Genomic DNA, 21,532 nt, shown 5'->3' with positions numbered 1-21,532 from the left:
ACTGAATATTTGGAGAACAGAAATTGTTCACATGATCAGTACAGCCATTCCCCACATTCTTCACAGACTTTGCATTGTTCTTTACTTCATTTCCACAATTCGAGCACTTTCTGACCTCTGCCCCCGAACCGATATTAGACCGTTGGATGAGGCTGTCAGTGATATTTGTAGTTCTTATATTGTATTGCATGAACCCCCATCAACGAAAGTTTGATCAGTACTCTTTTCGATCTCTTCCAATATCTTATGATAAAAACCGACAAGTGCATCTTCTTTTTCAGTCCATACCCCCAGTATAAAACGTGATATGCGTTTGCCTACGACTTCAAAGGAAGCATATTTCAGACCGCTGACACCTTCAGCATAGAACCTTACAGCACCGTAAAAGACTTGGTGTTGACGTGATCTACGACTCGATCATGTACATGTTCATGCCCTTGAGCACCCTTTTAGCAATATAGAACAGGTTCTCTGCAGGAATCTCAAGGTCTTTGGAATCATCCTCAGATGAGACCAGGGTAGTAATCACCGACCTCCAGGAAGGTTCATCTACAAAAATATACAAGATCAAAATAATGCACGTTCAGGTAAAATTAAACAACAGATCGATCAACCAATTAACAAATAGAACATATCTATTATTCAATAGATTTTTAATGGAATTAATTTAGTGAAGTTGATTTTTTGGAAAAATATCTTCTAATTAATAATAAACAAAAAAAAACAGATAATTAATAAATTAAAAAGATAGAAAGAGTGAAAGAATCACTCTTCTGCAGGTGCTTCAGCTTCTGCACCGCCACCGAGGATGTCCTCAATAGTCTTGTCACCGTATGCAGTAACCTTTGTGTTGATCTGGGTAATATCGGTTGCGACTTCCCTTCCACGAAGGAACTTTCGGCGGCGTACACCTCTTGCTTTTGGTGAATACCCAACGCCTCTTGCAATGAGGATCTTCTGCCTCTTAGAACCAGGAAGGTCAGGGCTCATTACGAAACCACTGTCATCGGTACCGCCTGTGATTGTCAGGGTGTATCCATCCAGACCTACTGTTGAACCATCTACGGTCTGGCCAATAGCCTTACCGATGAACTGGTTTGATTCAGCACCAGTGATATCGAACTGGTAGGTCTTGGTTTTTGGATCTGAAACTACAACTTTAAAATCTGCCATGATTTGCCTCCAAATATTAGTAATATTTATCTATTGTTTAATTAATTTGATCTGGTATATGTCTAACAGACATATATATTATATTTATTTCGCCCAGAAGGGGTTGCCCCTTCTTTTGATCTCAAGAAATGCATCCATTGCGTCTAATTCGTCCGCCGAAAGTGAATCGTAAAGTTCATGCTCAAGGATCTTGGCATGTCTTTCAGGTATATTAGCATGCAGGACGTCGCCTTCGTGTATCTGTCGCCCCACTGTCGGGCCTTCGAGACTCATAGCAACTTCCATTCCAATACGTGCTTCGCCAACATTCTCCCCTCTGGATTGCAGGCCCTTTATAGTACCAACAACAATGCCATCTTCATTGGTTACATCTACCTTGGTCTTGACAACACCGCCAATGATCCTTACACCTACAACAGCCGGTTTGCTCTGCCTGAATGTACAATCAGGCATGATAGTGAACATTCCTGGCTTGATGATGGTCTCGGAGATCGTTTTCTCAGAAAGTGCACGCTGCTCTTTGACCCAGTCCTTATAATCGTCAATAAGACGATAGATGACATCGTTCATGAACAGTTTGACACTGGTAGATTGTAACTTCTCCTTTGCATCAGGAAGAATATTAACATTAAATCCAACTATCACAGAGTGGAATGGGTCTTCAATAGCTGAAACTTCCACAATATCCCTGTTGGAGATATCACCCACGTCTGCTTTACGAATAGGAATCTCTTCTTTCTTCAACTCATTTACGAGAGCTTCAAGAGATCCGATAGTATCAGCTTTGATGACTATACCGCTCTGGTCAGTATCGATCTGAACGTCCTCAACCTCACTGCGAACTTCCTCAACAACCGTCTCAAGAGTCTCAGGAGTTGCTACTCTAACAGACCCGCCTGAAAGGGCTCCATCAAGATTCGGAGCTGAGATCTTTACACCTATAGCAGCTGTTACTTTGCTGACCTGCTTAAACTTGTCCTCCACATTGATCTCGGAAAGGACACGAGGTTTCAGCACCGCACGCACTTTTGTCTGTATAGGTTCATCCAGGCTTCCAACTACGATAGTATCGCCTTTTTTCAGTGTTCCGTCATAAAGTATAAGATCAACAGTGGTTCCAAGACCACGTTCTTCCTTTACTTCGAGCACGGTTCCGACACCCGGACCAGTTGCATCGTAATGCAGATTGGATTCCAGGAATCTCTGTGCCAGTCCCAGAAGCACCATCAAGAGGTCAGGTATTCCCTCCCCGGTAATAGCACTGATAGGTATGACACCAATATTATGCTGGAAATCAGCCACCCGATCGTATCGGTCCGAGCTGAAGCCATGATTATAAAGCTCACCGATAACCTCATAGAACTTATTGTCCAGACTGGTCCTCACATGCTCGCTTTGCTTGTTGTAGGATGCCATGAAAGGAGAATCTTTTTGCGGGTTCCAGCCATGTATCTTGTCGATCTTGTTGGCAACCACTACAAAAGGAGTTTTGTGCTGCTTCAATATATGCAGGCTTTCAATGGTCTGGGGCTTAAAACCCTCATTAATATCCACTATAACAACAGCAAGGTCCGCAAGGGCTCCGCCACGACTCCTAAGGGTCGTAAAAGCATGATGCCCGGGAGTATCAATGAACAAAAGACCTGGAACAACGAACTGATCCAGTAAACCGGGATTTCCACATTTCTCCACAATGGATCCTATAGGAACCTCAGTTGCACCGATATGCTGGGTGATAGCACCAGCCTCTCCGGATACAACCGCACTTCCGCGGATGTTATCGAGCAGTGAGGTCTTTCCGTGATCCACATGCCCCATTACACATACGATAGGGGTTCTTAAGTCATCCTTTACAGCCATAGTGCAGCTCCCTTTGGAATTATCTTATTGATCAGATCAGTGATAAAAAATATATCCAGGGCCAATATGACCCTTTGAATATGACATCCACGACAGGCCGGAGCTGGTCCGACCTGACGCTTCAGAATATCATTCAGTTGTTGATGGTTCGATCCTTTTAGGCTTACTCGTAAAGCTGCCCTTCATCGATCCTGGAATAGCCGGTGATCTCAAACTCTTCAAAGTGAAGAGCGATCTCACGCTCTGCTGATTCAGGAGCATCTGATGCGTGGACAACGTTCCTTCCAGTCTCGATCGCGAAGTCACCACGGATGGTGCCAGGTACTGCTTCTACAGGATTTGTCGCACCGTTGACGGCACGCATGATCTTGATAGAATCCTTGCCTTCTACAACCATTGAAACGGATGGCCCTGAGGTCACATATGAAACGAGGGAACCAAAGAATGGTCTCTCAGAGTGCTCTTTATAGTGCTCCTTTGCAGTAGCCTCGTCCATTACGTTCATCCTCAAAGCTGCGAGCTTAAGGCCTCTCTTCTCGATCCTTGAAAGGATCTCTCCGACAAGACCACGCTGAACGCCATCAGGTTTGATCATAACATAAGTTCTTTCCATCAGAAACACCCGCTTATGCTTTCTTCAGGTATAACCTACCCTGTTCTGTCCAGACAGTACGTCTTGGAAGTCTTCCGAGATCGAAGTTGCCCTTGCACTTTGAAGAACAGAAATAATAGGTAGAACCGTCTTTCTTTGCGAAGAGCAAGCCGGTTCCCGGCTCAAGTGGCTCACCACAGAATGAACATTTTCTCTGTTCCATTATCATCACCTGGTAGTTAATTTCTTAGCCTCTCTTGATGTCTCCATAAGCATGAAAACATCGCCTATCCTTACCGGACCGACACAGTTCCTTGTAATGATCCTGCCTTTGTCACGACCCTCAAGAACCCTGCACTGGATCTGGCTTGCTTCACCATGCATACCGGTGTTGCCGATAACATCGATAACCTCGGCTGCAAAGCCTGTATCATCATCTGCCATTTGAGATGCCTCCGGTTACCGTTTATTTGAGTGCACTGATCTTCTGTGCAACGTCTTCTACAAGTTCGCCGCCCTTTCCTGCATCAGTGATCACAACAGCTGCACAGCCGACACCTATGCCACAGGCTGCACCAAGCTCTTTCTGCTGTTTTACAAAAATGTATGGTGTGTTCTTTTCCTCGCAAAGAGCAGGAATGTGAGCAACAACTTCTGCTGGCTCAATGTCATCTGCAATGACAGCGAGCTTTGTGATGCCTCTCTCGATAGCTTTTGTTGCTTCGTTTGTACCTTTCTTGATCTTTCCGGTGTCTCTTGCGAGTTCGATTGCTTCAAGTGCTTTATCTGCTAATTCGTCAGGAACGTCAAATTTTGCCATATTAAATTCTCCTTCGAAACCGCTCCTTATGTCGCGGCTTGTCATTATTCATTGTAATTCACTTAAACGCAGCAAGCTATTTTTCCAAAATGGAACAACACTTACATACGCCGAAGTATTTGGTATGAATCGCCACAGTCACATATATAGCTTGCGCCAAAATCCAGCGCATATTGTAGAAAAGATATCAATAAAGAAAAAAAGGTGAGAAAGGATCTCACCATGCAGGCTCTATAGCCAAAGAATAGAAGTTTGAAACATCGGAACTTACAGTAACTTTCAAGATATCATTCTCTGAATAGACATCATAGAAGAGGGCGCGTTCTGAGCTGTTAGCTGCAAGAGAGGTCACGTTGTTAATAGTATCCTCTGTTGGGTTCAGGTACACAGCGGTCCTTGAGTATGACATATCGTCCTCAAGTTCAATTCCAACATAGTATTGATCCGCAAAGCCATCCTCTACCACAAGCAAACGCTGCATTTCAGCCCCAGGTTCTACGAATTCAAGTATCCGGTCAAACTCGGTATTTGGTGTGGATTCACCTTCAATTGCATCCAGAACAGACTCCAACTGAGCTTTCTCGCCTAATAACATTGGTTCACCGACCACATTGAATACATCGTTACCACGAGACAGAAGTTGATACCCATTGTAGAGATCAGGTGACAGGTAGTACTGGAATGCCACGACCTGTGGAGAGATCTCATGCATATTGAACCAGGTTCCATCAACATATTCTGCAGTGTACATCTTATTGACCTGTGATCCATAGATGCCATCAAGTTGTGATGAGTTCCCTATTATTAACTCAAGAGGAGTACCCCTGATAGCGGTTATATCAAAATACTGTACAACAACAGCATCCTCAGCTGTCACTGCAAGACCATCAGTAATAGAGTTCAATTCATAATCTACGTGTTTGCCAGGTATGGAATCAAAGCTGGATGCTTGTGTAGATGAACTATCCCCATTTGCCTGATTCGAATTTCCAGTGAAAAAGAAAGGCAGTATGGACATCACCATAATGACCGCCAAAAAGATCGCTATATATTTCTGATTCATTTATACACTCCAGGATAAATATTAGAGGTGCTTTAATAAAAGCACTTTTTAAAAGTTGGAACATCCTATCTACATACTCATATATAAGGCTCTTTGTTTTGTCCCAATACAAAAAACAAGATTGGAGTTTATTCGATCGCGATATGGCTCATAACTTAATCAAGAAAACGTGATGTTGCCATCACACAAGGGTGACCTGACCATTCACCACATATAAGTCTTGTCTCAACTTTATGCAAAGGACCTTTGGCACCAAGCATAGATGTCTCGAAAACTATCGTTTTCCCAACCTTCACTTTCGACAAGATCGAATCCACCTGATCCCATTCAGAATCAGGATGTAGTTCAAGATAATGCATACCAGAAATATCATCTTCCAAAAATCCCAGGTAGTCCACTACTGCCCTGTTGGCATAAAGGACATAACCTTCCATATCCATTACTACCAATAACTCATCCATCATATCAACGAGGGATCGAAGATCTTTATATTTCTGAGCAATGCCGGATGAAGATCGCATTTTAGAGATGGCAATACCTATCTGGTTAGCTATCGTTTCAAGGGAACTGCGCGAATTATCAGGGATCTCATATTCACTGTGTGATGAAAGACAAAGCGCTGCTATCACCTTACCTTCATGCTTCACAGGAATGATGGCAGTACCATGAAGACCTTCGTAGCGGAGTTTCTCCCCGGTACCAATAGCATTCAACTCGGAATGATGTTTGTAAACAGGCTGCCCGGTCATGACCAGACGGTTCTGGACAGAGTTCCGTGGAAAAACAGAAGTATCTTTTACAAAACGCTCCGACAAGCCTTCATGTGCAACAAGCTTCAGGTCACCCGTTACATCGTCCAGAAGATAGAATCTGCCGGAATCCACCGGATCAACCTTCAGGCTGAAGCTCAGCATCTGCTCAAATGTTTCCTCAATTGTGTTTGCAGAACTAAGAACCGTATCAAGGTCAAGCTGCACATGCATGAAATCATCGGAATGTTTCCGGTCAGTTACATCCACAATAATACCCTGTAAGTACCTTACATTTCCCGCCTCATCATGTTTTATGAAAGTCCTTTCATCAACCCAGCGTACGTCCCCGAACTTAGTAAATATACGATACTCCTGGTTAAAATCCATGAAGCCTGCATCCACTCTCTTGGCAAGCTCTTTTTGCACACGCTCCAGGTCATATGGATGGACTATGTCACCATATACAAGCTTCCCCGAAATAAAATCATCAACAGAATAACCAAACTGGGCAACATTCTCGGACACGAACTCAACAGGCCAGTTCTCCTCAGCACGCCACAGGAACACAACTGCAGGACTGCTTTTGATAACATCACCCAGTATCTTCTGAATGTCAAGAGAGCGACGAAGTTCCGCATCAGCCTTTTTGTGTAACAGGATATTCCACATCCCATTCATTAGAAGTGATACCTGCCTCACATCCGAGAGGTCATAATCCTCGGCTTTATTGACAAGACCAACAAGAGCAACAACATGATCCCTTTCAAATATTGGAATACTCAGGAACCTTGTGATATTCATATGTCCTTCAGGATAGCCACTTTTTGAAGGATTTTCTGCAGAATAATCATTGATAATAATAGGCAGTTTCTGCTTTAGAGATTCAGTCCAGAGACCTGCATGATCAAAATGAGACCCTGACTTCCTATCTTTGAGAGAGCATTCCTTCATCACTTCTCCAGACCATGAGTCTATCGTAACTGTAGCTTCATCCACATCCACAAAAGCAAGATATCCAACATGGCTTCCGGTCAGCTTTACTGCTTCTTCCAGCGAAAAATCCATGATCTCCTGCACGGATGAATCTGTCATCTGATAAAGGTTCAACACTGCCTCGATACGCATCTCCTCGGTGTGCAGCACATTTTCGATCTTCTTACGTCCGGTGATATCAACGATAATACCTTGGAGATATGTAACCTCGCCTTTTGAATTGTGATGAAGATGTGTCCTCTCATCCACCCATCGGACTTCACCCGATCTTGTCAATATCCTATATTCCTGGAAGAAATCAGAGTAACCGCCTTCAGTCGATTTCGAAACCCCTGCACGTACCCGACCGATGTCTTCAGGGTGTACAATGTCAGCATAAACAAGCTCTCCCGAGGTGAACTCTTCCACCGAATACCCGAACATATCAATGTTCTTCGAGACGAACTCAACAGGCCAGTCTTCTTCAGCACGCCATAAAAAAACAACCACAGGACTGGAATTTATGACAGATTCCAATGTGTTCTTCATTTCCAGTGCACCATCAAGCAGTGCAATATCATCCATCCTCTGTTCAGTTATATCAACAACAATCCCGTGATAGAACTTGAGCTTACCAGAATCATCATAATGGACAGAGGTCCTTTCATCTACCCACCTGACATCCCCTGATCTGGTTAGAATACGATACCTTAGATCAAAGCTTGTATCTTCCTTGCTAACATGCCGGGATGCTTCGGACATGACCATGCCTGCATCATCAGGATGTAAAATATCAACATATCGAAGCTTACCGGAAGTAAACTCATCCGGATCGTAACCGAACTGAGAAATGTTCTCTGAAACAAAATCCACAGGCCAGCCGTCATCTTCCCTCCAGATAAAGACAACTGCAGGACTTGAGTTGACCACGGATGAGAAGACCTCTTCCATAGATTCTGAATCAAGAAAAGGCATTTTTGCCTTATTTACATTCGTTTTTCCGGCAGTAATATGATCAACACCAAGGGTTTGTGAATATCTATTAGATAGTGAACCTATTTATACATTAATACAAAGAACATACAAAAAATCATTTTATTTTTTATAAGTATGTTACATTTTAGAAAAGAATTTGCCTTAAACGGTTAAAAAACAAGATTAGACACGGCAGACACAGTTGAAACAACAACTAAGGTTAACACAATAACCACAGTTAACACAACCAAGGTTAACACAAAATCACGACTAGCACAGCAACCAGTTTTAACAAGACATAAAACTGACATCATTCTGCAAAAACTATATCAACAGCCATATTCTAATTTAATGTATGGGAATTTTCAAGGATATCTTTAGTCAAACATCTGACAAACGAAAACTAAAGCAGATGGAAAAAGCAGCAGACAGCGTATTTGGAAAAGGTTACGTTCTTTTTGAAATGGGACGCTACGAAGAAGCACTGGAGAATTATGATAAAGCTGCATCTATGTTGGAAGAGACACATCAAGTGCTGCTGGAAAGCGATATGGAAGAAGAAGCAAAGAGGATCGAAAAAAAAGCAAGAGATGCCCGGTTCAACAAATGTTTTATCCTTTTCAAACTTCAGCGATATGAAGATGCACTTGAGATAATCGATGAGACACTAATTGAAACTCCCGAAGACCCAAAGATAATATTCAGCAGAGGATTTGTCCTGTTCAGCATAAGCCGATATGAAGAGGCACTTGAAGTACTTGATAAAACTATTGAGATGCAGCCGGAATTACCTGATGCATGGTACTGCAAGGCGAATGCTCTCTATCAGATAGAACGTTTTGAAGATGCACTTGAAGCATATGACAAGGCTATCGAATATGCAGGCATAATGAATTTTGAATTCCCACGTTATTCCCTGTTGAACATCGATCCCGACCCCACATTAAAGACAAATGCTGCAGGAGTATGGTATGCTAAAGCAAACACCCTTGATAAGCTGGGAAGGCAGGAAGAAGCTATCGAAGCATACAGAAGCGCACTTGAAATAAAAAAAGCATTCCCGGATGCATGGTATTGTCTTGGCAACTGTCTTGCAGAGGTAGGAAGGGATGAGGATGCATTAACGGCTTTTACTAATGCACTTCATATTGAACCGGATTTCAACGCTGCACGTGAGAACAAAGCAGAGATACTCTTAAAACTTGGAAGGGCGGAAGAAGCAAAAGAAACGCTTGAACATGAGCCGAAAACCGATAGGTGATCAATACATCATCTTATCCGGTTTTTCCTCCCATTCATCCAGCAATTTACGGCAGCTTTCACATTCGACATTGGTCTTTTCCAATACGGATGGGGAAGCACCTTTTTTTAATATGTCATAGATCATGCCATCATCAAAACCTATGGAAGCAACTTCATCGGTGCTGGTCCCATAATATACTTTCCTGATGCGTGCCCAACATATAGCTGAAAGGCACATTGGACATGGCATGGTGGTAGCATATAACTCACAACCTGAAAGGTCGAAGTTCTCAAGAATTGAAGAAGCTTTCCGTATCGCAACTATTTCAGCGTGTGCAGAAGGGTCATTGGTACCAAGCACTCTGTTGTGTGCCTTTGAAAGAACCTTTCCATCCTTTACAATAACAGCCCCGAAAGGACCACCTTCATTATTTTGCATGCCTTTGCGTGCTTCCTCCACAGCAATTTCCATGAAGTTATCAGACATAAGTTACTTTTTCCCCTCAAGGTAATTTAGAAGAAACTTCATTGCATCCTTTTCAGCTTTACCGCCACATTTGTTCACAGTGCAGGAATAAGCCTTGATGAGCCTCATATATTTTTCATCATTTGTCAGCTCATAACGTGTCGCATGAACACAAGATTCAATAACGAGATTGAAACCGCGGTTTACCGATCTAAAAACATGTTTGTTCATCCGTGCATGGAGAGGTTTTAATTTTGCCACCAGTGCTTCAGACGTTTCCTTTATGTCAACACATTCAAAAACAGCCCAGGAGACTGCATCCTTGAGTACTGCAAAACCTCGTTCATCGTGAGTGAAAACATCGAATTCAGAAGCATCGATATCACCAAAAGTTGTACGCACAAAAAGCAGAGGATCATAGACAAGATTTGCCACGAGCCTGTGCTCTGCCAGAACATTGCTATATGTAGTAGAGCCTTTAAAAAGTCGCACAAGCAACTCATCGTCCTTACGAATGATACCCATTGGAGCAGCATTTGGAGACCAACCCTGATAGGTGGTCACTATCATTTCACTAATGCCTTCATTTATACCAAAAGTATCAAGATCAATTTTTGCCATTAGAATCTCAAACCCCCAAGCAACGTTATGAAAATGCCTGCTATTATGATATCTGCTGTAGACCCGGGATTTAATCTGCGATCAAGTAAATCCTCATCGAAAGTTTCGATGTCTCCCCAGAATAAAGACATTTTGTAATCGTTATTCTCTATTTTTGAAATAATAGACTTTGCTTGCATAGAAACATTTTCCGCTGTTTCTATATTAGTCTTTGTCTGGATGAACGTGTCCGGAGTTTCAGAAAGCAACTTCAGGAATGTGTAAACGATGGCCTGATTTATGTCAGGGACTAAATTTTTACCATCCTGAGCAGTCATTAAGCGAGTGATGGTCTGTGCACAGTATGCACATGTTTTAAATCCATTGACCCACTCATTGGCGATCTGGTCATACCCCTGTGATATCACCATCAGGTCGTATAATGTAACTCCTTTTTCCCCCAATGAGCCCAGGGACCCTTCATCCTGAAGGTCGAACTCATCTACATCATTCACGCGCACGCCTGCGGAACTGAAACATTTGTAGAAATCCAGGGCATCCTCTGTGCCCGTTGACATTACGATCTCATGGGTGCGACTGATAAGCTGACCCACATCGAAAGAACCATCCTTTTCCAAAAGCTCCCCTGCAGCCATGGAAAGCGGGATAAGTAGAAGAAATGCACCAAAATGTGTGTTACCGCCAGCCTGCCAGGAATTGCTCTGGTTAACAGCAGCCTTTAAGCTCTCACCAATACCTGTGCATCCCCTGGCCGCATCTTCAATTACAGGAGAGATGCTTACAGCAGATGCAAGGAAGTGCTCATACCTGGTGTCATCGTAATCATGATGACGGTCTATGTTTCCCGGCTTGGGAGAAGCTGAGACCTCCAGGATCATTGCAAGCTGGGCACAACGTGCAATATATGATGCTGCAGACTTCCCGCTGCAGCTCAGTCCCTTGGATGTTGTACCTTGATAATTAAGATTCATTCACAGGTTTTTTAGCATTATCTAATATATAAGTTGCAAGGTCTTTCTTCAGTTTCATGTAATCTGCTGCAGAAAGATCAAGCAGATCAAGAACTCCATCCCTTAAATAACAGGGTTTTGAGATCTTACAACACCAAACAAGACTACCAAAACAGGTACTATCCCCGAATTCAAGAGGAGTGCCTTTTGCAAACTCCATCTTGACATTGGCAAATTCCTTAGGACTGTAGCCAAGCTGTCCTGCCTTGTTATGAACAGCACACGGCTTAACAGGCAAACAACAGAATGCAAGTCCCCGAAGATCCCCTTCGCCACGGCAGACATGTTTGGGTGAATTGTACCAGCCCATCTGCTCCTGAAGCAGGGTAACTTCCTCAACGAGATGATCAATAAGATGCGCATCCTGAAGCACGCCTCTTGAGACAGAGACCATATCAGCACCTTTCGAGAACATCTCTTTAGCATCATTAAAATCAAGAATGGAATTGTTTCCTATGAGGAACATCCTTGTAGAATCACGTACACGCAGTATAGCACCAAGGTCCGCACCTGCGCCTTCCATCATAGCATCCAGATGAAGAATATCGGCACCAGCATTTTCAATGGTCCTTGCAAGAGCAATATCGTCGACCACATTTGCCCTTACCTTTACAGAAAGGACAACACCCGTTTCCTTGATCTTAGAGATCCAGTCTGCAAGCCTTGGCATGTCCTTCATCAATGCTTCACCAACACCGATGGATACCATTTCATCCTGCCTGCAATGGGCATCCAGCTCAAGGATCCCACCGGCATTTTTTATGATCTCGGCAGCTTTGAGCAACGGCTCAAGGGTCGTACTTCTTACATTGAAGGCTACAGCACTGCCAATATTGATAGCTTTAGCTTCATTTTCCAAAAATTCCAGTGGAGTATCGGTTATGAACTCATCCCGACCGTTCTCAACAAGCGCCTTAGCCGCTATATTAGTGTCCCCATCCAGATTATAGCCGCCGATCACAGCAAGACCGGCATTCTTTGCATAATTGTTTGCAAATTCACTGTTAGTAACACCTGCCATTGGTGCAAGAGCTATAGGGTTGCTGAATTTAACATAACCAATCTGCAGATCAAAAAGTTCATCACTCACAATAATAGCCTCATTAGAATTTATTTAGCTTAATTTGGGCTGTAAAAGAAAGTAGTTCCATATTAATGTAACGTTACAGAACAAATTGATATATACAGAGAGCAAGAGAGTCAATCTAAAAGTAAGAGAGGATATCAAGTGAAACCTATAAAAGCCGCGGCCATCCAGATGGATATTTCCCATTGCAAAAAACAGGACAACATCAACAAAGCACTCATGCTGTCCGAAGATGCAATTTCACATGGTGCAGAGCTCATAGTTCTTCCTGAAGTGTTCTCTACCGGATTCTGCTATGAAGAACTTGAAAATTCAGGAGAATCAGAACCCTTCCCTACCATCGAACAGCTGAGAGATTTCTCAAAGCAGAACTCATGTGTTATGATCGGATCCATAATACAGAAACACAACAATGAAGAAGTACAAAAAAATGAAAAAAGGGAAAGAGAAGGAGTAGAAGTAGACATTGACATTGAATTAAAAGGAAAAAGGGGAGAAGAACAGGGAAAAAACAACTTTACGAATATGGGTTTCTGTATCGAGAACGGTGATCTTGCAGGAACATACACCAAAACACATCCATTCGGAAAGGAAAAAGGCTATTTCACACCCGGCGACCAGATCGAACCGATCCACCTTAAAAGCCATGACCTTACCATCGGACTGGAAATTTGCTATGAGATGCGTTTTCCGGAAATTGCACGAAAGTTAGCGATCGAAGGTTCTGATATACTTGTAACCATTGCAGAATTCCCAAACCCAAGAGAATACCAGTGGAGGTCACTTGCTACGGCACGTTCTGTTGAGAACCAGATATACCATATTGCCTGCAACAGAACTGGTGCAGACCCCAGCTCTACGTTCTTTGGAGCCAGCATGATCCTTGACCCCCTTGGAAACGTTCTGGCAGATGCAAAAGATAAAGAATGCTTCATCATTCAAGAGATCGATCCTGAAATGATGAAAGATACAAGAAAAGCAATACCGGTCTTTGATGACCGGAGACCTGAACTTTACTAAAGATCGAAATTATAAGCTAAAATTGACATCAAGTCCAAGTATGCGATCTGCACCACCGGCAATGTCACGGGCGATCTCTGCACAGCCAATGGAAGCACTCCATTTGCCAAGTACAGCAGGTGTAACGCCTATATGCCTTCCTATACGGCCTACAACATGATCCTCTTCACCCATGGAACCAGCAAGGAAAACATTACCTCTTGCCCCATGGTCCTCCATCAGGACCTGCATTGCAGCGATCTCCATGGCTGCAAAAAGTGAAATACGGTCCATTGCAAGTACAGCCTCATCCTCTTTGCCCTTCAGAGCCTCTAGAAGCTCATTAACACTTGAATAGGGGCTACGGCTCAATACGCCGGCATTCATGAAAGCATCATTTGCACTGCATTTGCCTGCATCGACATCCCTGATAGCTTCAAGGTCAAGAGGACCATGCTGAGTTCCCGGAGCAAATATGCAGGCATCGATCGCACCAACAAGCTTTCCTCCGCAGACACCTACGGTCACAGTATTGGAACTGATATCAGAAACTACAAAATCATCCACGCCTGTACAGTAGGCATTGTATGCGATCCCGATCTTTTCCGGGCTCGTTGAGTGTGAAAAAACGTTCATACGGGGGTCAGTGTTGCTTTTAGAATGGATACCAGGGATCAACACTGCAGGTATGACGGACTCTTTGATAGCATCAAAAACACGAGTACCTGCACCGGTCTTTTTGCCGACACCCTCAATACTGATCACTCCACGGGATGATACATCATTAAGGTCTTCAATGGCAGCGATGCCATCACCCATAGAATAGGTAACAGCAGCAAGTTCAATATCCGAAATATCAACACCCAGATTGGAAGTGAACGAATCAAGGATCTCCGATCCGGACATACTTGCTACTTCTGAACGCGGGAGTTCAAAAGTTTTTATATCGCCTTTAACGACCCCGGCAAAACGCATTGCATTCGTACCGTGATCAACCCCGATGAACATGAGTAACACCTTGAAATATTAGATATCAAAAAGCAGGGCGTTAAGCTCTTCCATCACACGCTCACCTTCATCGTGAGTAGCAACTGTCGTAACGATCCTAATTTCCTGTGAGGAAGTACCGTGAGACAAAAGCATGCGCAGGTTACCCCTTTCATCAGGACGCAGGACCTTTGCAGCAAGATTCCCCCCAGGTGAGCTCTTTCCTTTAACAGTTATAACGGATGGAATGATGCTTTTTACCTCTTCGTGCTGGCTTATGATACCGAGGATCTTTTTTCCCTGGCGTTCACCTATAACGGTGGAATGAGCACCATGAAGTTTCCCTTTTAACGATGCTTCCCAATTTTTAATCGAATTATCTTCCATGCACGAAATTTGAAAAGCTGATATAAAAACATTACTGACATATATAAATCAAAAAGAAATAGATGGAAAAAAGTAAATTAAAGTGAACTGAAAGAAAAAAAGAAAAAAAAGGGATATGCACCGATCGGTGCCTTAATCCAGTTAAATATCATGCACGTCGCTCATATCGAGCAGACGGACGTTTGCGTCATCAAGAGCCTTGACAGCACCCCTGATATCATTTACGCGTATGATAAGGAATGCTTTTTCGGTCTTTGTGACAAAGGCATAAGCATAATCGATGTTGATGTCCTTTTCACTGAGAACATCTGCGATCATGGCGAGCTGCCCGGGTACATCCTCCATCTCAACACCAAGAACATTTGTCTCGGATACAGTGAATCCTGCATCATGGAGCACTTTATGAGCTGAATCGGGATTATCTACAACCATCCTGATTATCCCAAAGTCCCCGGCTTCGGCAATAGTAAAAGCGCGAATATTAATGCCGGATTCCTTAAACTTCTCAGCAATGTTTGCAAGCCTTCCCGGCTTGTTCTCTGCAAATAATGAGATCTGTTTGATCATTTTCTCTTCCATGAGATCAACCCCTTAAGTTATATTAGAATGACTCCTTCTAAACTTTTATATCTTTCTGTTATCGATAACTTTCTTTGCCTTGCCCATTGAACGTGGCAATGACCCATGCTCGACAAGTTCCACTTTGACAGCAAGGTTCAGCACGCCCTTAAGAGCTGCACCTACCTTCTTTTCAAGGTCTATGATATCAGTGACCTTATCGCTGAAAGCAGCGTCATTCATTTCGATCTGCACTTTCATGATATCCAGCTCATTGACCCGGTCAACGATGATCATGAAGTGTTCGCCAACCTCAGGGATGTCCATCAGAACAGATTCAACCTGTCCCGGGAAGACATTGATGCCACGAACGATAAGCATGTCGTCAGCACGACCCAGTACACGCATGATACGTGGATGTGTACGACCACATTCACATTCATCCCAGTTCAGAACGGTTATGTCACCTATCCTGTACCTGATAAGGGGCAATGCTTCCTTCACAAGTGTTGTGATCACAAGCTCACCGCGTTCACCATTTGCCACAGGTTCACCGGTATCAGGGTTTATGACCTCGACAAGGAACTGGTCTGCCCATATGTGGATACCATTCTGAGACTGACATTCAGTGAAAAGAGGACCACTAAGTTCGGATGTTCCGAATATATCATAGGCCTTGATGCCTGTGGAATCCTCGATCCTCTTGCGCATCTCTTCAGACCATGGCTCAGCACCCAGTACACCCACACGAAGCTTTGTATCATCCTGGAAGCTGATGCCGGCATCCCTTGCAGCTTCGATCATGAACAAAAGGTATGAAGGAGTGCATGCAATGACAGTGGACCCAAGATCCTGCATAAGTTCGATCTGCCTGTCAGTATTTCCGGAGCTTGTCGGAAGAACAGTACATCCGGCTTCCTCTGCACCATAGTGCATACCAAGGCCACCTGTGAAAAGACCATAGCCATAACCGATCTGCATGACATCATCCCTTCCTACGCCAATGGATGTCAAGGCACGTGCAAGGGAAGTTGACCATGCTTTAATGTCATTATCAGTGTAACCGACCACAGTAGGCTTACCGGTGGTTCCTGATGAAACATGGAAACGTACAAGCTTGTTGTTAGGAACGCAGAACATACCTGTCGGATAGGTATCCCTCAGGTCTTTCTTGAATGTGAATGGTAGCTTTGTAACATCATCCAGTGTCTTTATGTCCTCAGGTTTTACACCCGCATCATCGAATCTCTTTTTGTAAAAAGGAGAATGCTCATAAACATATTTTACGAGCTGGCACAACTTCTGTTCCTGTACTTTTTTTAACTCATCGACAGGCATTCTCTCGATCTGTGGATTCCAGTATTCTATCATATTTATCACGCTATTGTTGATTAATATTGATGAGGATTCGTCATAACCACTTATAAACTCAACGGGTTTTTCTTATCCTTCAAAATTTCTCTAACCGACTCGACACATTCGAAAAGAACAGTGTCCATATCGGCAATGACATCGATGCCTGCTGCACCTGCATGGCCTCCACCGGTACCTTCATAGTGACCGCTGATCTCTTCCATGATCTTTCCAAGATTTACCCCTGCATTTACAGCATCACGTTTTGCACGACCGCTAACCCTGATGCTATCGCCACGGGCAGTGCCAACAAAAGCAACATCTCCGCCAATGTTGATCAGCATGGATGATGCAGAGCCGCCAAAGGAACTCACATTGGACGTCACCACAAGCCAGTCATTGATACGTTCTATACTTGCACGTGAAGCAGACTTGAGCATTGCGATCCTCATTGAGACATCCTGAGGAGTTGAAGCCATAAGGTCAAGCACTTCCGCATACTCCACACCACTTGACTCGATTATCTCACCAAATGTCTTGAAGGTCTTGCTTGTAGCATGCTTGAAATGACCGGTATCCGTAACGATCCCTGCCATCAGGCCCAATGCCAGTCGATGCATGATGGGAGCACCCATGCAGTTTAGTACATCGTAGACGATCTCCGCCACAGATGTTGCATTGCGGTGAAGGTAAAAAGCAGCATTTTCTGTAAGTGCAGTAGTTGCATGATGATCTATCACGCAGTAATTAGAAAGTTTGATATCATTAAGCTGTGCGCTGGTAGATGTATCTACTACCACTACCAGATCATAATCTTCTGGATTTGGACTTTCTACTACATCGATATCCAGCTTATCAACAAGAAGGGATGCAACTCTGTTGCTACCATCTACCAGACCTACGGTCCCCCCTATTGCTTCAGAGAGTGCAAATGCACTACTTATAGCATCGGGATCGGCATTGCGATGGCATAGATATAAGATGTTGTGATAATCCAGAAGTCGATTGTAAAAGCCAACTTCATCAACCTGCATTTCTACCTCTCATCTTTCCCAAAGAACATCGATTCTTTGAAAAGATAATCGGTGGGTTACAAGGATTACTGTCCCTGCGTACCCATTGCCTGCTGAAGTTGTTCCTGGAGCTGGGTAAAACGCTTTGAGATGCGCTCTTCCTGACGGGATAGTGACTGAAGTCTCAATGAAAGTGTATCAAGTCTCTCTTTGAGCTTTGTTACAGTCTCTTCCTTGGTGGACTGGATCTGAAGGTCTCCTACAGCCCTGTAAACAACAGCATCATCTGAAAGCTTTTCAAGCTCCTCAAGCGCCATTTCGGACTCTTTCTGCATAGAAGCCATCTGGTTCTTCTGCATTGCAAGAGACTGCGCCTGCTGCTGAACCTGCTGCAATTGTGCAAGCTGGTTCTGTACTTGTGGGGGTATTTCTGAACTCATTTTGGTTTCACCTGACCAGTCAATAAACCTGAAATGATTTTAATGTTTCTATCATGAAACAAGGTAAAACAAAAAGCAGGCATCTCATATACCTTTACAGGCATTCTTGCCGACCACACAGACATCATGTGCGATCTGTACAAGACGGAGCCATGTATTCAATGTGGAACGCATGGAAATTATATCATCAGCACTTACGTGCATCACAAGAGAAGAATTCCTGACCTCTACATTGACAGAAGACCTGTCAGTTACAGTGGTCTCAAGCTCAGGCAGAATAGACCTGTAGACAGCTTCGGCATCATCCATCATTATAACAGATTCCGAAAATAGCTTCAATCAGCTACCTCCGGTACCCTGTAGCTCTTTACGTTGAGTCTGAATAGTAAACTGCCTGAATAAAAAAACTCCATCCTGTCTTCTTCCACACGGATGCATTTGGCCATTCCATCACATTCATACTGAGGAATGTCAAAGTAAAATGACAGCATATTTCCAAGTTCACTATCCCCCATTAGAACAGGTTCCATGGATTTTAGATTAGAAAATTTGTATCCATCGGGATAGAAAATGCTCAAACGAATGGATAAAAGCTCTACTCCATCTTCATCGTAGAACATGAGGCTTCCGGGACTTCCATGATAATCACCAACGACTAATACATTACTATCGTCGGAACATGATATAACATCAGCAAGACCCATTTTCCCCCGGGTCAAATATGCACAATTAAAAAATGATGCCAAATACTTACACAAAGTGCGAGTATTGGCAGAAGGTTTGCGAGAAGAAGTTATCAACATGACTTCTTACTCGGCTTTGACTGTTTTGATCGATGCCTGCGGCCTTTCCTTTACAAGGATCCTGTGTCCACAATAAGGACAGCGGATGCCTGTATACTCGTAGTCGATCTCGACCGGGCGCTTGCATCGAGTGCACTTGTAGTCCATATGATTACTCAACCTGTTCAGTGGCTTTCTTAACAGACCTCATTACAGTACTACCTACTGTAGTAGTTGGAAGGTATGTGCCACCTGCAAAGGTATATCCACACTTTTTACATTTCCAGATGCCGGTCCCAACTCTCTTTACAGTCAGGCGTGCACAGTTTGCACACTTGTGTGGCATGTGCATCTTTTCTTCAAGATCCGCAACCAACTTACGGTCTCTTCTTCCATAGCGTGTGCCGAATCTTCCTGCAGATCGGGACACACGTCCTTTCCTTGAGTATTTTTTTGCCATTATAATCGTCTCCTTGATATGGATTCCTTAATAATAGAGCTTATAATGATCGGATAAATCGTCATGAACTGCTACGATGAGCATCGATCAAACTCATATGTTAAGGAGGTATTCCTCCCTTATCTTAGCGCCTATTTCGCGTGATTTTTCAACAGCTTCCAGGAACTTTGCCTCTGAAAGTGAGCCTGCGCCGCTCTTCTGCATTGCACAGATCGAACCATCCTGGTTGGAAACGATAGTGACCTTTGTATCACAGATCGACTCCTCGTTGTTGCTTGCATCGATGAAATATTCACCACCAACATTAACGAAGGTAAGTGATACAGGCATCTCACGAATAGGCATCTTCGTATCCTCTCCACGGCCTTCGCGTTCTGCCGGGATCGTTGCTGTCATGAGAGCTGCAATTGCACCAAGTGATGCTGCATCCAGCAGGTTTCCGCAGTCGTTTAAGACATGGACGTCTATAAAGACCATCCAGACCTCTTCTCCTTCCGTAATACACAACTTGTTTAAATCAATTGCGCCTGATTCACGGATACCACGGTCGACCACGCGTGCCATTTCAATAGCTTTGGGCCTTGGGGGGCCTGCCTCGAAGTCTGGTGAAGCGATCGGGTTCAATTCCATACTGGTGATTATGACACCTTTATCAGCAGAATCCGGGAAAGGTGTACCGACCTGAAGCTTTACACCCACAATAACCTGAGTATCGCCGTAGCAGACCTTTGCAGAACCTTCTGCCTTGTCTATAACATTGGTCTCAAGTTTGATGTCACGCATCTCATCGAATGCACGATCGTCCTCACGCTGACCCTTGAGAGCCAGATTGAATATAAAATCTTTTTTCAGCCTTGATACAGCTTCATTGCTCATATTTGTCACCCTCTTCCTCATTGGACTCAATGTCCTCTGACTCTGAAGTGATTTCTTCTTCACTTACTTCTGCCACTACTACTTCGAGCTCTTCCCCGTTCTCTTCCTCGTCCTCTTCAAATTCAGCGACGTCTTCTTCGAACATGGTTTCAGCTTCTTCGACCTCTTCCTCTTCCTGGGCTTCGGTTTCCTCTGCAGCAGCCTCTTCTACAAGCTCTTCTACTTCTTCAACAGCTTCAGAGACATCTTCCTCGGAGGATAGCTCAGCCTGAAGCTCAGCGTCTTCAAGGACCTCTTCCTCATCAACAGTTCCGAACTTTTCAAGAAGAGCAGCTTTCTGTATTGCAAATATCTGCTCACAGCCTGCCTTGACCATCTCGACACCCTTGTTGATCTCCTCAACGGTCAGGTTTCCGTCCATCTGCAAGAGAGTTATCTCACCATCTTCGGTCATTGCAATAGGCAGATCAGCGTCACCATAGTTGTCCTCAGGTTTGTTAAGATCGATCACAAGCTGACCATCCACCTTACCGACAGCACAGGCAGCCACCAGACCCTTCATAGGAATACCGGCATCCACCAATGCAAGTGTTGCAGCATTGATCGCAGCTGTTCTTGTTCCGGCATCAGCCTGAAGGACCTCTGCGAACACATCAATAACAGCTGATGGATAAAACTGTTTCATAACAACAGGTTCGAATGCCTCTCCACTTACTTTGGATATCTCGGTGCTCCTCCTGCTTGGACCAGGACGTATGCGGTCCTCAACAGAGAATGCTGCCATATTGTACCTGTATCTTACAAGCGCCTCACCTGGACGCTGAAGCCTTCGTGGGTGAAGTTCCCTCGGGCCATAAACTGCAGCAAGAACCTTGTTATTACCCCATTCAAGATAACATGAACCATCTGCCCTTGAGAGTACGCCCATCTCAACAGTCATAGGGCGGATCTCATCAACACGCCTACCGTCAAGGCGAATCCCGTTTTCATCAATAAATTTTTCCGGTTTATCACTCATATTCAATCTCCAATTTCATCTCTTTT

27 protein-coding genes are annotated in these 21,532 nt (G+C 43.9%); 2 read left to right on the top strand and 25 right to left on the bottom strand.

Going from position 1 to position 21,532, the window contains the following annotated elements; genetic code table 11:
* Window positions 1–406: 406 nt before the first annotated feature.
* The 9 genes from J7W08_RS12185 to J7W08_RS02100 form a co-directional block, all read right to left on the bottom strand.
* The gene (locus J7W08_RS12185) at window positions 407–529 is read right to left on the bottom strand and encodes a hypothetical protein (RefSeq protein WP_259370110.1); all 123 of its coding nucleotides are present in this window, start codon (window positions 527–529) and stop codon (window positions 407–409) included.
* A gap of 236 nt (window positions 530–765) precedes the next feature.
* The gene (locus J7W08_RS02135) at window positions 766–1,173 is read right to left on the bottom strand and encodes a 30S ribosomal protein S6e (protein WP_233085014.1); all 408 of its coding nucleotides are present in this window, start codon (window positions 1,171–1,173) and stop codon (window positions 766–768) included.
* Between the two features lie 84 nt (window positions 1,174–1,257).
* Window positions 1,258–3,033, bottom strand: a complete 1,776-nt coding sequence (infB, locus tag J7W08_RS02130) for a translation initiation factor IF-2 (RefSeq protein ID WP_233085013.1) — start codon at window positions 3,031–3,033, stop codon at window positions 1,258–1,260.
* 163 nt (window positions 3,034–3,196) lie between these two features.
* Entirely contained in the window at window positions 3,197–3,646 is a 450-nt protein-coding gene (gene ndk / locus J7W08_RS02125; RefSeq protein WP_048194007.1) for a nucleoside-diphosphate kinase, read from the bottom strand.
* Between the two features lie 13 nt (window positions 3,647–3,659).
* Window positions 3,660–3,848, bottom strand: coding sequence for a 50S ribosomal protein L24e (locus tag J7W08_RS02120; protein ID WP_233085012.1), 189 nt, complete (start codon window positions 3,846–3,848; stop codon window positions 3,660–3,662).
* 5 nt (window positions 3,849–3,853) lie between these two features.
* Complete coding sequence (locus tag J7W08_RS02115) at window positions 3,854–4,069, bottom strand: 30S ribosomal protein S28e (RefSeq protein WP_048205001.1); 216 nt, start codon at window positions 4,067–4,069, stop codon at window positions 3,854–3,856.
* 22 nt (window positions 4,070–4,091) lie between these two features.
* Window positions 4,092–4,445 carry a 50S ribosomal protein L7Ae gene (gene rpl7ae, locus J7W08_RS02110; RefSeq protein WP_048194001.1) on the bottom strand — a complete coding sequence of 118 codons (354 nt, stop codon included), beginning with the start codon at window positions 4,443–4,445 and terminating at the stop codon, window positions 4,092–4,094.
* A gap of 217 nt (window positions 4,446–4,662) precedes the next feature.
* Window positions 4,663–5,508, bottom strand: a complete 846-nt coding sequence (locus tag J7W08_RS02105) for a hypothetical protein (RefSeq protein WP_233085011.1) — start codon at window positions 5,506–5,508, stop codon at window positions 4,663–4,665.
* A gap of 155 nt (window positions 5,509–5,663) precedes the next feature.
* Window positions 5,664–8,207 (bottom strand): PAS domain-containing protein, encoded by a 2,544-nt coding sequence (locus tag J7W08_RS02100; RefSeq protein ID WP_233085010.1) that lies wholly within the window; start codon window positions 8,205–8,207, stop codon window positions 5,664–5,666.
* A 355-nt stretch (window positions 8,208–8,562) separates the two neighbouring features.
* On the opposite strand from J7W08_RS02100, the gene J7W08_RS02095 reads away from it, so the two are divergent.
* The gene (locus J7W08_RS02095) at window positions 8,563–9,468 is read left to right on the top strand and encodes a tetratricopeptide repeat protein (protein WP_233085009.1); all 906 of its coding nucleotides are present in this window, start codon (window positions 8,563–8,565) and stop codon (window positions 9,466–9,468) included.
* Here J7W08_RS02095 and J7W08_RS02090 read toward each other — a convergent pair whose 3' ends face one another.
* Genes J7W08_RS02090 through J7W08_RS02075 form a run of 4 tightly spaced genes read right to left on the bottom strand, consistent with a single transcriptional unit; the run spans window position 9,469 to window position 12,636 of the window.
* Window positions 9,469–9,936, bottom strand: coding sequence for a nucleoside deaminase (locus J7W08_RS02090; RefSeq protein ID WP_233085008.1), 468 nt, complete (start codon window positions 9,934–9,936; stop codon window positions 9,469–9,471). It lies immediately after the preceding gene.
* A 3-nt stretch (window positions 9,937–9,939) separates the two neighbouring features.
* Complete coding sequence (locus J7W08_RS02085) at window positions 9,940–10,536, bottom strand: DUF447 domain-containing protein (protein WP_233085007.1); 597 nt, start codon at window positions 10,534–10,536, stop codon at window positions 9,940–9,942.
* Window positions 10,536–11,507, bottom strand: a complete 972-nt coding sequence (locus J7W08_RS02080) for a triphosphoribosyl-dephospho-CoA synthase (RefSeq protein WP_233085006.1) — start codon at window positions 11,505–11,507, stop codon at window positions 10,536–10,538. The genes J7W08_RS02085 and J7W08_RS02080 overlap by 1 nt, the downstream gene beginning before the upstream one ends.
* Window positions 11,497–12,636 carry a methanogenesis marker 9 domain-containing protein gene (locus J7W08_RS02075; RefSeq protein WP_233085005.1) on the bottom strand — a complete coding sequence of 380 codons (1,140 nt, stop codon included), beginning with the start codon at window positions 12,634–12,636 and terminating at the stop codon, window positions 11,497–11,499. The genes J7W08_RS02080 and J7W08_RS02075 overlap by 11 nt, the downstream gene beginning before the upstream one ends.
* Before the next feature lie 138 nt (window positions 12,637–12,774).
* Here J7W08_RS02075 and J7W08_RS02070 point away from each other — a divergent pair, with 138 nt between their 5' ends.
* Entirely contained in the window at window positions 12,775–13,653 is an 879-nt protein-coding gene (locus J7W08_RS02070) for a nitrilase-related carbon-nitrogen hydrolase (RefSeq protein ID WP_259370109.1), read from the top strand.
* A gap of 9 nt (window positions 13,654–13,662) precedes the next feature.
* Here the strand turns inward: J7W08_RS02070 and J7W08_RS02065 are convergent, their stop codons facing one another.
* The 12 genes from J7W08_RS02065 to rrp41 form a co-directional block, all read right to left on the bottom strand.
* Window positions 13,663–14,640, bottom strand: coding sequence for a methanogenesis marker 12 protein (locus J7W08_RS02065; RefSeq protein ID WP_233085004.1), 978 nt, complete (start codon window positions 14,638–14,640; stop codon window positions 13,663–13,665).
* A gap of 18 nt (window positions 14,641–14,658) precedes the next feature.
* Window positions 14,659–15,006 (bottom strand): DUF2103 domain-containing protein, encoded by a 348-nt coding sequence (locus J7W08_RS02060; RefSeq protein ID WP_233085003.1) that lies wholly within the window; start codon window positions 15,004–15,006, stop codon window positions 14,659–14,661.
* A gap of 141 nt (window positions 15,007–15,147) precedes the next feature.
* Window positions 15,148–15,585 (bottom strand): ACT domain-containing protein, encoded by a 438-nt coding sequence (locus J7W08_RS02055; protein ID WP_233085002.1) that lies wholly within the window; start codon window positions 15,583–15,585, stop codon window positions 15,148–15,150.
* Between the two features lie 45 nt (window positions 15,586–15,630).
* A complete protein-coding gene (locus tag J7W08_RS02050; protein WP_233085001.1) occupies window positions 15,631–16,935 on the bottom strand; it encodes a phenylacetate--CoA ligase family protein in 1,305 nt (434 codons plus the stop codon).
* Between the two features lie 50 nt (window positions 16,936–16,985).
* On the bottom strand, window positions 16,986–17,951 hold the full coding sequence (locus tag J7W08_RS02045) for a DHH family phosphoesterase (RefSeq protein WP_233085000.1): 966 nt from the start codon (window positions 17,949–17,951) through the stop codon (window positions 16,986–16,988).
* 65 nt (window positions 17,952–18,016) lie between these two features.
* Window positions 18,017–18,370 carry a prefoldin subunit beta gene (locus J7W08_RS02040; protein ID WP_048193980.1) on the bottom strand — a complete coding sequence of 118 codons (354 nt, stop codon included), beginning with the start codon at window positions 18,368–18,370 and terminating at the stop codon, window positions 18,017–18,019.
* Window positions 18,371–18,454: 84 nt separating this feature from the next.
* Window positions 18,455–18,709: a KEOPS complex subunit Pcc1 gene (locus J7W08_RS02035; RefSeq protein WP_233084999.1), complete on the bottom strand. Its 255-nt coding sequence runs from the start codon at window positions 18,707–18,709 to the stop codon at window positions 18,455–18,457.
* Window positions 18,706–19,173, bottom strand: a complete 468-nt coding sequence (locus tag J7W08_RS02030) for an rRNA maturation protein (RefSeq protein WP_233084998.1) — start codon at window positions 19,171–19,173, stop codon at window positions 18,706–18,708. Before J7W08_RS02030 ends, J7W08_RS02035 begins: the two co-directional genes overlap by 4 nt.
* A gap of 6 nt (window positions 19,174–19,179) precedes the next feature.
* A complete protein-coding gene (locus tag J7W08_RS02025; RefSeq protein WP_081955744.1) occupies window positions 19,180–19,320 on the bottom strand; it encodes a DNA-directed RNA polymerase subunit P in 141 nt (46 codons plus the stop codon).
* A gap of 4 nt (window positions 19,321–19,324) precedes the next feature.
* Window positions 19,325–19,612: a 50S ribosomal protein L37ae gene (locus J7W08_RS02020; RefSeq protein WP_048204984.1), complete on the bottom strand. Its 288-nt coding sequence runs from the start codon at window positions 19,610–19,612 to the stop codon at window positions 19,325–19,327.
* Window positions 19,613–19,705: 93 nt separating this feature from the next.
* The gene (gene rrp42, locus J7W08_RS02015) at window positions 19,706–20,488 is read right to left on the bottom strand and encodes an exosome complex protein Rrp42 (RefSeq protein WP_233084997.1); all 783 of its coding nucleotides are present in this window, start codon (window positions 20,486–20,488) and stop codon (window positions 19,706–19,708) included.
* Complete coding sequence (gene rrp41, locus J7W08_RS02010; protein ID WP_233084996.1) at window positions 20,478–21,506, bottom strand: exosome complex exonuclease Rrp41; 1,029 nt, start codon at window positions 21,504–21,506, stop codon at window positions 20,478–20,480. The genes rrp42 and rrp41 overlap by 11 nt, the downstream gene beginning before the upstream one ends.
* Window positions 21,507–21,532: the final 26 nt, after the last annotated feature.

Source organism: Methanococcoides orientis (assembly GCF_021184045.1).
Classification (GTDB): Archaea; Halobacteriota; Methanosarcinia; order Methanosarcinales; family Methanosarcinaceae; genus Methanococcoides; species Methanococcoides orientis.
The sequence above is the reverse complement of the archived record's forward strand: the minus strand, read 5'-3'. Positions and strand labels throughout refer to the sequence as shown.

Excerpts from the sequence above, each read along its gene's own strand:
- J7W08_RS02135 (WP_233085014.1), bottom strand. The coding sequence starts at position 1,173 with ATGGCAGATTTTAAAGTTGTAGTTTCAGATCCAAAAACCAAGACCTAC.
- infB (WP_233085013.1), bottom strand. The coding sequence starts at position 3,033 with ATGGCTGTAAAGGATGACTTAAGAACCCCTATCGTATGTGTAATGGGG.
- ndk (WP_048194007.1), bottom strand. The coding sequence starts at position 3,646 with ATGGAAAGAACTTATGTTATGATCAAACCTGATGGCGTTCAGCGTGGT.
- J7W08_RS02120 (WP_233085012.1), bottom strand. The coding sequence starts at position 3,848 with ATGGAACAGAGAAAATGTTCATTCTGTGGTGAGCCACTTGAGCCGGGA.
- J7W08_RS02115 (WP_048205001.1), bottom strand. The coding sequence starts at position 4,069 with ATGGCAGATGATGATACAGGCTTTGCAGCCGAGGTTATCGATGTTATC.
- rpl7ae (WP_048194001.1), bottom strand. The coding sequence starts at position 4,445 with ATGGCAAAATTTGACGTTCCTGACGAATTAGCAGATAAAGCACTTGAA.
- J7W08_RS02105 (WP_233085011.1), bottom strand. The coding sequence starts at position 5,508 with ATGAATCAGAAATATATAGCGATCTTTTTGGCGGTCATTATGGTGATG.
- J7W08_RS02100 (WP_233085010.1), bottom strand. The coding sequence starts at position 8,207 with ATGCCTTTTCTTGATTCAGAATCTATGGAAGAGGTCTTCTCATCCGTG.
- J7W08_RS02095 (WP_233085009.1), top strand. The coding sequence starts at position 8,563 with ATGGGAATTTTCAAGGATATCTTTAGTCAAACATCTGACAAACGAAAA.
- J7W08_RS02090 (WP_233085008.1), bottom strand. The coding sequence starts at position 9,936 with ATGTCTGATAACTTCATGGAAATTGCTGTGGAGGAAGCACGCAAAGGC.
- J7W08_RS02085 (WP_233085007.1), bottom strand. The coding sequence starts at position 10,536 with ATGGCAAAAATTGATCTTGATACTTTTGGTATAAATGAAGGCATTAGT.
- J7W08_RS02080 (WP_233085006.1), bottom strand. The coding sequence starts at position 11,507 with ATGAATCTTAATTATCAAGGTACAACATCCAAGGGACTGAGCTGCAGC.
- J7W08_RS02065 (WP_233085004.1), bottom strand. The coding sequence starts at position 14,640 with ATGTTCATCGGGGTTGATCACGGTACGAATGCAATGCGTTTTGCCGGG.
- J7W08_RS02060 (WP_233085003.1), bottom strand. The coding sequence starts at position 15,006 with ATGGAAGATAATTCGATTAAAAATTGGGAAGCATCGTTAAAAGGGAAA.
- J7W08_RS02055 (WP_233085002.1), bottom strand. The coding sequence starts at position 15,585 with ATGGAAGAGAAAATGATCAAACAGATCTCATTATTTGCAGAGAACAAG.
- J7W08_RS02050 (WP_233085001.1), bottom strand. The coding sequence starts at position 16,935 with ATGATAGAATACTGGAATCCACAGATCGAGAGAATGCCTGTCGATGAG.
- J7W08_RS02045 (WP_233085000.1), bottom strand. The coding sequence starts at position 17,951 with ATGCAGGTTGATGAAGTTGGCTTTTACAATCGACTTCTGGATTATCAC.
- J7W08_RS02040 (WP_048193980.1), bottom strand. The coding sequence starts at position 18,370 with ATGAGTTCAGAAATACCCCCACAAGTACAGAACCAGCTTGCACAATTG.
- J7W08_RS02030 (WP_233084998.1), bottom strand. The coding sequence starts at position 19,173 with ATGTTGATAACTTCTTCTCGCAAACCTTCTGCCAATACTCGCACTTTG.
- J7W08_RS02025 (WP_081955744.1), bottom strand. The coding sequence starts at position 19,320 with ATGGACTACAAGTGCACTCGATGCAAGCGCCCGGTCGAGATCGACTAC.
- J7W08_RS02020 (WP_048204984.1), bottom strand. The coding sequence starts at position 19,612 with ATGGCAAAAAAATACTCAAGGAAAGGACGTGTGTCCCGATCTGCAGGA.
- rrp42 (WP_233084997.1), bottom strand. The coding sequence starts at position 20,488 with ATGAGCAATGAAGCTGTATCAAGGCTGAAAAAAGATTTTATATTCAAT.
- rrp41 (WP_233084996.1), bottom strand. The coding sequence starts at position 21,506 with ATGAGTGATAAACCGGAAAAATTTATTGATGAAAACGGGATTCGCCTT.